This window comes from Enterovibrio nigricans DSM 22720, assembly GCF_900167155.1.
Classification (GTDB): Bacteria; Pseudomonadota; Gammaproteobacteria; order Enterobacterales; family Vibrionaceae; genus Enterovibrio; species Enterovibrio nigricans.
The window spans coordinates 1-10,312 of sequence record NZ_FUXU01000106.1; the positions used below are offsets into that span (position 1 = coordinate 1).

At 45.8% G+C, this 10,312-nt stretch carries 7 protein-coding genes and 1 pseudogene; 3 read left to right on the forward strand and 5 right to left on the reverse strand.

Features of this window, described 5'->3' with window-relative positions:
* Together B5D35_RS20980 and kdgR are read left to right on the forward strand one after the other, a co-directional pair.
* Positions 1-264: pseudogene (locus B5D35_RS20980) on the forward strand (IS5/IS1182 family transposase); the annotation flags it as partial.
* 401 nt (positions 265-665) lie between these two features.
* Positions 666-1,457, forward strand: coding sequence for a DNA-binding transcriptional regulator KdgR (gene kdgR / locus B5D35_RS20985; RefSeq protein WP_078754437.1), 792 nt, complete (start codon positions 666-668; stop codon positions 1,455-1,457).
* Between the two features lie 259 nt (positions 1,458-1,716).
* Here kdgR and B5D35_RS20990 read toward each other — a convergent pair whose 3' ends face one another.
* Positions 1,717-3,138, reverse strand: coding sequence for an OprD family outer membrane porin (locus B5D35_RS20990; protein WP_101210511.1), 1,422 nt, complete (start codon positions 3,136-3,138; stop codon positions 1,717-1,719).
* Between the two features lie 604 nt (positions 3,139-3,742).
* Between B5D35_RS20990 and galE the strand changes: the two genes are divergently transcribed.
* Entirely contained in the window at positions 3,743-4,762 is a 1,020-nt protein-coding gene (galE, locus tag B5D35_RS20995; protein ID WP_078754439.1) for a UDP-glucose 4-epimerase GalE, read from the forward strand.
* A 100-nt stretch (positions 4,763-4,862) separates the two neighbouring features.
* On the opposite strand, the gene B5D35_RS21000 is transcribed toward galE, so the two are convergent.
* The 4 genes from B5D35_RS21000 to B5D35_RS21015 all read right to left on the reverse strand — a co-directional run.
* Complete coding sequence (locus B5D35_RS21000) at positions 4,863-6,242, reverse strand: MATE family efflux transporter (RefSeq protein ID WP_078754440.1); 1,380 nt, start codon at positions 6,240-6,242, stop codon at positions 4,863-4,865.
* 273 nt (positions 6,243-6,515) lie between these two features.
* Complete coding sequence (locus tag B5D35_RS21005; protein WP_244556689.1) at positions 6,516-7,760, reverse strand: OmpA family protein; 1,245 nt, start codon at positions 7,758-7,760, stop codon at positions 6,516-6,518.
* A gap of 128 nt (positions 7,761-7,888) precedes the next feature.
* Complete coding sequence (locus B5D35_RS21010) at positions 7,889-8,719, reverse strand: hypothetical protein (protein ID WP_078754442.1); 831 nt, start codon at positions 8,717-8,719, stop codon at positions 7,889-7,891.
* Position 8,720: 1 nt separating this feature from the next.
* A partial coding sequence (locus B5D35_RS21015) for a hypothetical protein (RefSeq protein WP_244556690.1) occupies positions 8,721-10,312 on the reverse strand: 1,592 nt, incomplete at its 5' end.

The window sequence follows — 10,312 nt, forward strand, 5'->3', positions numbered from 1 at the left end:
GCTGCATTCTGGGAACAAGGACACCCTCGCAATTTAGCAGTAGGTTGTCAAAAGCTCTACGGCTCCAACAAGAAGTGGAAAAAGCGGTATGGCTATCACAAGCGCTCACTATCAGAGACAGCAATGTACCGAGTAAAACAGCTGCTAGGTGGGAAATTAAGCCTAAGAAATTACAATGCTCAGGTTGGCGAGACTTACGCTATGATCAAAGCGCTGAACAAGCTTACAGGACTGGGTATGCCTGAAACTCAGTATATTGCTTAAGAACCGAACAACTTTAGGCTGCCATGTCTTCCAACCGAATTAAGCAACAAAGCCCCTTCACGTGTCAAATTTAAAACGACATTTTAGATAAGCGCTGCTTTGCAGCGCTTCGTCATTTTCAGGAGTTAAGGATGTAAAAATTAACAATAAGCTTATGAGAAATAACATATAAATTATAATCTCACTCAGAGTGTGCATTCACTCGTATAAACGGAACGGGTGTGAAAAATATACTGATGAGTATCCAAATCATTGCTTATTATCTACGCCCAAAATATTAAAAATATCGTTTCATTTATATTGGTTTAATATTGATTTTTGTGACACCTAATTTACAATTGCACCCATAAAGTCCGTCGAGCAGTGACGGAACTCAATTATTTTGAGGAAAGGATAAATCTATGAGCAACAAGCAACCTGATGCTGTCTCTTCCGTTCAAAAAACCATGGCGATTTTTGAAACGTTGAGCAGTGAGAAGGAAATTGGAATTAGCGAACTGGCTCAACGCTTAATGATGTCAAAAAGTACGGTTTATCGCTTTCTACAGACGATGAAAACGTTGGGTTACGTTTCTCAAGAAGGTGAGAGTGAGCGTTATGCACTGACGCTGAAACTGTTTGAAGTTGGTGCGCGAGCGTTAGAGTACGTAGACATTATTGATTACGCGAACGCGGAAATGGTGAAAATTTCGGATGAAACCATGGAAGCACTGCATTTGGGCGCTCTGGATGAAGATAGCATTATCTACATCCACAAAATCGACTCCAAATACAAACTGAGCATGCAGTCACGTATTGGCAAGCGCAACCCACTTTACAGTACTGCCATCGGTAAGGTGCTGCTGGCAGATCTGCCAGCAGCCACTGTGCGTGAATGCCTTAAAAATGTTGAATTCAAACAGTCTACGCCTAAAACGCACAAGAACATTGATGAGCTATTGGCAGAGCTGCCAAAAGTGAAAGAGCAAGGCTATGGCGAAGATAACGAAGAGCAGGAAGTTGGCCTTCGTTGTATTGCGGTTCCAGTTTATGATCGCTTTGGCAAAGTCACTGCGGGCTTGAGTATCTCTCTGCCGACAATGCGATTCACCGAAAGTAAAAAAGAAGAGTTTATTAGTTATCTTCATGCTTCGGCAGCGACAATCTCCGCACGTTTAGGTTGCACTGTGGCTCAAGAAGAAAAGAGCGCGTAGAAGAAATAAACACAGAACGGAACGGATAAAAAGTGGCTTATTAGGCCACTTTTTTGTGTCTGTCGTTTAGTGAGTTTCGCAGCGCAGTTTGTCTCATCAGCATGGTGAACAATACCGAGGTCGACGACGAAGACTACACGTTATTGTATTGTGCCGTTGAGAATGGTGTTGTATACCCAGTATCGACAGCTAGCTTGGATAATGAGGTAAAAAAATCCCCGCTATGCAGCGGGGATGTGAACGAGAGAGTCGGGGGGAATTACTTCGCCGCGTACGAGTAAGAGAACATGAGTTTCATGTCGTTACGATCGTTCTTATAGTTGGTGTCTTCTGAGCGGAAGTACGCTGGGAAGAAGTTAACGTTCAGACCCTTCAGGCCGCCCTCAAGGAAGCGGTAGCGGATGTTGTAGTCAATAGAGTACATGGTACCGTCGTAAGTGCGCGCGTCACCTTTAGCACTCTTGTCAGAGATGACATCCCAACCGTAGTTACCGCTCAGACCTACGCTCAGCTCTGGGATACCCCAAGATGCGAAGTTATAGTCTACGCCCAGTTTGATTGCTTTGGTGCCATCTGGGTTGTAGTCTTCAATTTGCGAGGTCGCTTGCATGAAGTTACGGTTGTCAGAGTTAGCCCATGGCGTCAAACGGAAGTTGTATGCGCCACCTGGATCGCTTGGCGCGTCTGTTTGGCTATATGCAGTACGGAAGGTGAAGCCGCCGTTTTTAATGTCTGCGCCCAGTGCGATGTAGCTTTCTACTTCAGCGTTATCAACTTTAGATACTTTACCTTCTACATACTTACCACCGTGGTAGAAGAATGCCGTGTTCAGTTTAGTGTCTTCGCTCAGATCCCAGCTGTATTTAACCAGTGCCTGCCAGTTGTCACGGTAGTCTTTACCTTGGCCGTAACCTAGATCGATAACACCTTTGTCCAGCTCGTAAATTGCGCCAACAGAGTGGATGAAATCAATTTTTTGTGCCGCAGACATGCTTGGGTCACCTTGGTGCCAAGCGTTCGTCATGTCTTTGAATTCATCGCTCCAATCGTTCTTGAATTGGTCAGCCCACGCATAACCTACGTGGAATTTACCCATGGACACTTTACCTTCGAAACCGCGGTATGAGTGTGGGTTCAAGCCCCAAGAAGAACGGATAGTACCCATGTTGATACGGGTGTAACCTGCGCGACCGGCAAAGCCCAGTTGCTCGTCACCCAATTTCACTTTCAGTGCAGCGATGTTTAGCGAGGTATTGGTTTTCTCACAACCGTCGCCACCAATACCATCGTCATTACAGTCGTAGTCATACAGCAGAATTTCAGATTGGCCAACGGTATCGCCAACTTTCATCAGCGTACTTGCCCACAGGTCAAAACCGACAACGTCTTTCAAGTAACCTGAACGGTAGTCCATGGCCAATTGCAGGGTTTGGTTTTCAATTTGAGGTTTGAAATCAGCACCAGGTGCGCGGTCTTCACGGTCACGAATATAAAGGAAAGAGTGCAGATTTAGCTTCGAGTCATCGTAGAACGCTTTCTTGGCTTCATCACTCAGATCAACAGCAGCAACGCTTTGGTTTAACTCGTCATTTTGGTCCAATTCTGTTTGCGCAGAAAAAGTGCAAAGAGCAGCTGCAATAGACAGGCTCAGCACTGATAGTTTGTTCGTAGATTTTATCATCGTTATATCCAATAGTAGGGTATGCTTTTGGTCTGGGTGGAGCATATTTGAAATATGATTTGTTTAAAAACAAAACAGTGTTTTACATTGCAAATGTTTGATCGTGATCTAATAATGAAATGGCGTTTCGAATATTTAATTCCGCGTGTGAAATTCTGTGCGTTATGTCATTGGACTTTGGTCTGCTTTTGTTTATATAAGCCAGAGGTATGAAAAATCCATTGCGATTAACTGTTTGTTTTAGATAAGCAAAAATGTGATGTGGTTAGCTGTTACAATGCTTGATGCGAGCTGAAGCCTAAGAAATTCAGCACAGTCACAATTGGGTGCTAACTTTTCTGTGCAAGTATGTTTTCGAGCCGTTTTTGCTGGCTTTTTTGTTTATTCTGTTGACGATAACGAGACAGGAATTGTGTCTAAAAATTACAATTATCATACAAATGAAAAGTGGTTTTATTTACAAGGTTTTTGACTGTATTCACTCAAAATTGCATTGGTTGTGTTAAGCTTTCAGTACACAAAAACTGCATTGCAGTGAGAATGAAAAACGCGATGAACGTGCCTCTTTAAGGCATCTTTCAACTGGAACTTTTGGGAAGAGTTAATGGACGTTTTGATCACCGGTGGTATGGGATATATAGGTAGCCACACCTGCGTTCAGCTGATTGAAGCTGGGCACAATCCTATCATTTTGGATAATCTGCATAACAGCAAGGTGGCTGTTTTAGACCGCATTGAAAAGTTGACGGGTAAACGCCCAACGTTTTATCAGGGAGACATTCGAGATGCGGTAAATCTGGACAATATTTTCGCTCAGCACAATATTGAATCGGTGATTCATTTTGCGGGTTTAAAGGCTGTCGGTGAGTCAGTAGAAAAGCCGCTTGAGTACTATGACAACAACGTCAACGGTACCTTGGTGTTGGTGGATGCGATGCGCCGTGCAGGCGTAATGTCTCTCGTGTTCAGTTCTTCTGCGACGGTATATGGCGATCCGGCATCTGTGCCGATTACCGAAAACTTCCCAACCTCAGCAACCAACCCTTATGGCCGCAGTAAATTGATGGTTGAAGAGTGTATGACGGATTTTCAAAAAGCGAATCCGGACTGGAGTATCACGCTGCTTCGTTACTTCAACCCAGTAGGCTCACATAAGTCGGGTGAGATGGGAGAAGATCCTCAAGGCATTCCGAATAACCTGATGCCGTTTATTTCTCAGGTTGCGGTAGGGCGTCGTGAGTTTTTATCTGTCTTCGGTGATGACTACCCGACAAATGATGGTAGTGGTGTTCGAGATTACATCCACGTGGTTGATTTGGCGAATGGCCACTTGGCGGCGCTAGATAAAGTGGGTAAGAAGGCTGGCCTTCATATCTATAACCTCGGTACCGGTGATGGTAAGAGCGTGCTAGAAATGGTCGCTGCGTTTAGCGAAGCCAGTGGCAAAGAGATTGCGTATAAAATTGCGCCTCGTCGTCCGGGCGATATCGCCGAGTGTTGGGCGGATGCGTCGAAAGCGCAAACCGAGTTAGGTTGGACGGCAACGCATACGTTGGACGACATGGTGTCTGACACTTGGCGTTGGCAGTCTAACAACCCAAATGGGTATCCAGACGCTCACTAAAAAGCGGTTTGAACAATTAAAAGAAGGGCGCTGATAAGACGCCCTTCTTTTTTGATGGTGATACCCAAGCACCTTCCGGCAGTTTGGGCTTATATCTTACTTATGCTTCGACCAAGTTCTTGATCCAAACTTTGGCGCGAACACGGTAAACAGAACCTACCCATTTCACCATTTCCTCAACCGCAAACAATGCGTAGACCCACTCCAACGGTACTTTCAGTACCAAAGCCGCGAAGGCCACGACAGGAATGCCAATCAGCCATTGCGCCGCGATATCTTGATACAGACAGTAACGAATATCTCCTCCCGCACGCAGCACGCCAACAATCATGCTCATTGGGACAGATTTAATGATCAGCATACCGGCAAAGACCCAGTAGAACTTCTCTGTCAGCGCCATCGTGCTTGGGGACAATGCTGAGAACAGGCTGAGTATTGGGTCGCAGACTAACAGCATCATACCCGCGACAAATACGGCACCGATAAAACTGAATGCAGCAATGCCCCAAGCCTGCGGATACACGGCATCCAATTTGTTTGCCCCGAGTTGATTTCCCATCACGACACTTGCTGCGTTGGAAATACCAATGAGCATTGCAAGCGCGAAGGATTCAATTGGGGTGATAACTGATAGTGCTGCGAGACCCTCTACGCCTGCTTGTCCTAAAATGGCGTGATAAACGAACATACCACTGGACCAAATAAGGTGATTAAGGGCGACAGGGAGCGACAGGGACAGAAAGCGTTTCATGCCCACTGGGTCAAACGCAGCGATAATGTGCTGAAGACCAAATGCTGACTCGAATTTCTTCCTATATACATAAAGGAAGAACAGAACGACCTCGACGATACCACTTAGCATGGTGGCCCACGCAGCACCCGCTATGCCTAATGCGGGAAAGCCTAAGTTACCGAAAATGAGCACCCAGTTGAGGAACAAGTTCAAACTGATACCCACAAAGCTGAATGCTGTGCCAATGCCGGGTTTATTCATCGTTCTCAGCGATGCGTTCAGGCTACTGCCCATCGCAATAGTGATCATCGCTACTGACGTAATTTGCAAGTACTGGGAACCGAGGTAAATGACATTGCTATCATTTGTCGCCAATCCCATCACCGCATCAGGGATGAAGAGAAAAATGAACGCAAAGACGATCGCAACGAGGGTTGTCATCACCGCGGTGAGCGCCGTCTTACGACGAAAACCTTCGATATTCCCTGCGCCCCAATATTGTGCCGTCAACAAAGAACCACCTGTCGTGACACCAAAGATCAGGATCGTCGCGACGAACAGCGCCTTACCAGCAACACCAATGGCAGCGACGTCGGCTTCGCCTAACTGACCAAGCATAAGAATGTCGACCAGACTGCGGCTGGAAAACAACATGGTTTGTAACGCTATCGGCAAGCCAATACTGATCAGGCGGCCGAAAAACTGCGCATCACAATGTGTGCGCAGTAGAGAGTACTTGGTGCTCAATGGTGGTTTCCTAAAAAGGGAAAATGGGAAAAAAAGGTCTGAATTTTGCGCGATTATCAGGCAATGTTTCTGACTCTACAAGAGGGAGGAGCGAAAAGAACTAAGACTGATTTTTCATATGGTTTATAGAATTGTTTTAAATGGTTATAACGTTATAAAACAATAGGTTGTACGAGTTATTTTTTGTGTAACTTACATCGAAGTGAAGTAGGGGGATTCGTTACCATTACGAAAAGAAAAAGCCACTTGTTTGGCAAGTGGCTTGGTGGATGCTTATCCCTGAACAGGGAGGAAGTTTACGACCTTGAGTCCTTGCTTGGAGTCATAAAGGATATTCCCTTTTATTGCCTTACGGTTGGATTTATTCATCTCTTTTGAAAGCAGCATATCAATGCATTGCAGCGATTTTGATGCATCTCGTGGGAAGACGCGATAGAGAATATGCTTCTCTCCTTCGTACACCACAACATCAGATTTGTAGGTGTAGGTCGGCTTCTGCCCTTTCTTAAAGTTCTTGTATACGTAGATGGTTGGCGCCGCTGTAGCCGTTGCATCATCTTTATTCACAGCGACAGGCGACACTAACACGCCGTGCTTATTTACGATGCCCCACCAAGGTGTCTCGTTCATCAGCGGGAAATAATCTGAAGTACGTAGATCTTTGTCTTTGGTTTTATAGGGGGGAGAGTCGTTAATGCACGCATCAGAAATATCAGCCGCGACCGCTCTGGAAATACCAAAAACGGGCTTATTTTCTGTGGCTGGGCCAAGCGCAGCTAACGTTGTAAAACGGTGACGCGATAACATTGAACCACCAAATTCAACGTATTGGCCGGTTTTTCTCTGTGCCGGCTTGGTGACAATCGGCTTTGGCTTCGACGGTTTTGCCGCCGTGACTCCAGTCTGATTGACTTTCTTCTGTCTGGCTGCAATTTCTTTTGTAAATGCCTCGTTATAGTTTTGATTAATGTAAGCATCTAAATCAGCTTCATTGCTAAACTCTAACAGCTCTACTCGGCGATTTTTTGCACGCCCCTCTTTCGTCGCGTTAGAGAAAGCAGGAAGGTAGTCACCATACTGGTAGTAGTCATTTAAATTGGGATTGGCCATTGCGGCAATCGAGGCAATTTCATAAGAGCGCTTCTTTGAGAGCTCAAAATTCTTCGCAGAGTCACCGCTTGAATCTGTATGTCCAACAACAGTGAGCCATGTATTGGTATCTTTTGCGTTTACACCACGGTAGTAAAAGTACGCTTGTGCCGAACCATGGTTAACGAATTCGCTACTGGCTGGTCGGAAAATAGAGTGTGCAGTGGTTCTTGTGCCCACAAATTTTCGTTTGCCATTGACGGTAACGTAGAGGTCTTCTTGGGTGAGGTTTAGCGTGTTTTTGTAAACCGAAAATAGAAGCTCATTGCTGTATTTCGCGTTTGTATCGATTTGGCCGTCAGACTTGGGTGTTTTACTACAACCCACGACTAAAAATGCGAATAAAACGAGAATTATCGATCTGCTCATTGAAGGCATAGTGAATCCTAGATGTTACGATCAAACGGTGATTTGCCTCGACATTTGAAATAGACGAAAGCGATAACCGAATCATCGCGAAAAAGCCCAACCCGTATCACGGGTTGGGCTTTAATCGCTTAATGGAACTGCGATAGCAGCAAAGGCTTACCAAAGCCTCTCAGTTCACCATTACTTTGTGCAAAGTACTGGCTCCAGAACTGCTCAATAGACTTCATCTTCTGAGACGATACGTAGCTTTGCCCACCTGGCAGTAAACCTGCACCCATGACATAGATACGTGCACCACCGAATTGGCCTAGCTCGTTTCGGCTCATCACGTTGTCCAGCTCTTGCTGTGGGTTGATCATTCTTACACTGCCACTGTGGTAAAAAGACACCGCCGAAGAGTTCTCCAGCATATCGCTGATAAGAAGAACAACTTTGTCTGCAGCCGTCGAAGCACTCACGATTTGATTACTGATTTCAGCAACAGAAGAGATTACCTCTGAGAAGTCAGTGTTCTCTTGTGGCGCAAATGACTCTTGCAGTGTCGCGCCGATTTTTGCCAAAACAAATTGGTGTTGATCGGTCAGACATTTGTCAAAGCTAGCCAACTGAGACTTTCGGATGTAATCACGGTTTTCTCGTGACAGGGGTATGTCGGTCTTGCCCTTGAATGCAACGTTAGTAAAGCCATCTTTGTTGTAAGAAGAAAACTGAACAATCTGAACGCTGTCACCAGACTTAACAAAGCGTGAAATCTGGTTGTACGTCTCGACCATCACTTTTTCGTTAAGGCTGGCTGACATGGTGCGATCGATGATGACAAACAATTCACGTTTCGTTGTGTTATCAACATACTCTTGAGGCATGCTTGCACTACAACTTGGCACATCGTTTCGGTCTGTGTAGGCCTGCGCTAGTGGTGAAAGCAAACAGAGCGCAACAAGGACGCTTTTCACCTTCATCTTATTGCTCCATCGCGGCTTGTAGGCGCGCCAAACGTTGTTCCGGTGTTTCTACTTCTGCAGTTGCACGGGCTTTGATTTCACGCATTGCCGCGAGAACAACAGCATCATCGATACCTTCGATATCACTTTGCTTAACACGCGCGATGATGTCTTCGCTCAGTTCAGCGCTCGGTGTTTGTGCTGCTGGCACAGGTGCAACGGTCGCCGCTGTAGCTGGGGCTTGTTCTGGCGTAGGCTCTGGTTGATATGCTGGCGTAATCGCCATTGGTTTCGCGTTTTTCAGCTCTGACTGCAGATACAAGAATGTATTGAAGTTACGGTTTGTTGAGTTAGTCGCTGCGTTCAGAACACGTGTTTCGCCCGAATTCTTCTGTGCATAGCTAGCGATTTTTGCTTGAAGGTGAGAGAGCACACGTTGTGCCGTTCGAGCAACCGCTTCTTGGCGAGCGGCGTAGTAATTCATAAAGCTCGTTACGTTGTCGAACTTGTTAATGAAGTAGTACGCTTCTTTTGACTCTTTGCCTGAGAAGGTGGTTTTGAAGCCCAGATAGATACTGTAAAACTGCATTGCAATGAAGATAACAGCCAGGATGATAAAGGTTGTCCAGCCTGCTTTCTTGTGAGCGTCCATCTTTTCAGCAGCAGCTTCTTCTTGTGCTTTCTTCTTCGCAGCTACGCCTTCTTGAGGCATAGAGGATGCACCTGATTCAAAAGGGTTGCTGAACATTGGTGCAGACGACGTTTGACTCGCGCCTTGCACTTCATCAATCGCCAATTTTTCAAGCACCTGCCCACGAACGTAAGTGGCACCAATCGCAACAATCGCAACAAACGTCACGGTTACAATGGTCAGTGCCCAAGACTTAGAAAACTGTGCGTTGACTTTATCAAGGCGGTTAGCCATTTGCTGCCAGCCTGGGGCACCATCATCGATGTGGTTGCGCAGAGATTTCAGGCTTACCGCGTTGTCTGGTTCAATGATGTTGGTTTTGTTTGAGGAGTTCTGCCAGCGTAGGCGCACTTTGTCGATCTGTTGATTGCAGTAAAGCTCACCACCCATAGCGTGGGTTAGTTTTACCAACAAGGCACTGATCAGAAGGGCAATAGCGACAGCAGCTTCTTTTTGAAGTGATTCACTTGCATCTTGAAGGGTGAAGCCAGCCAGAACATAGGCGAAACCTGCCGCTTCAATCAATACTAGGATTGACAAGCCAAGCCAGTGGTACCACTTCAGCGGGTTTACACCTTTATCACCTACTTTGTCTAAGTAAATGCTGGCTTGTTGGTAGTGCTCTTCATCTGCTTCGTTTTCAACGTAATTTTTAACGAAAGCATTACACGCTTCAATTTCAGAGTTGAACCAATGCTGGTCGTTCAGTCCCATTCGCTTAGACAAGCGGGCGTTAACGCCAATTAGAGGGAAACGATACCAGATGGATTTTAGCCAAAGGCGCAACGCCTCTCGCTGATAATACATGGTAGCGATTGCTAACAATGCCGAAAAGGCTTTGTTGCTTAAATCGATGGAACTAAATCTAGAAGCTACGATCTGATCGGCTACACCCATCAATCGTCGTAGTCTCATGTCTA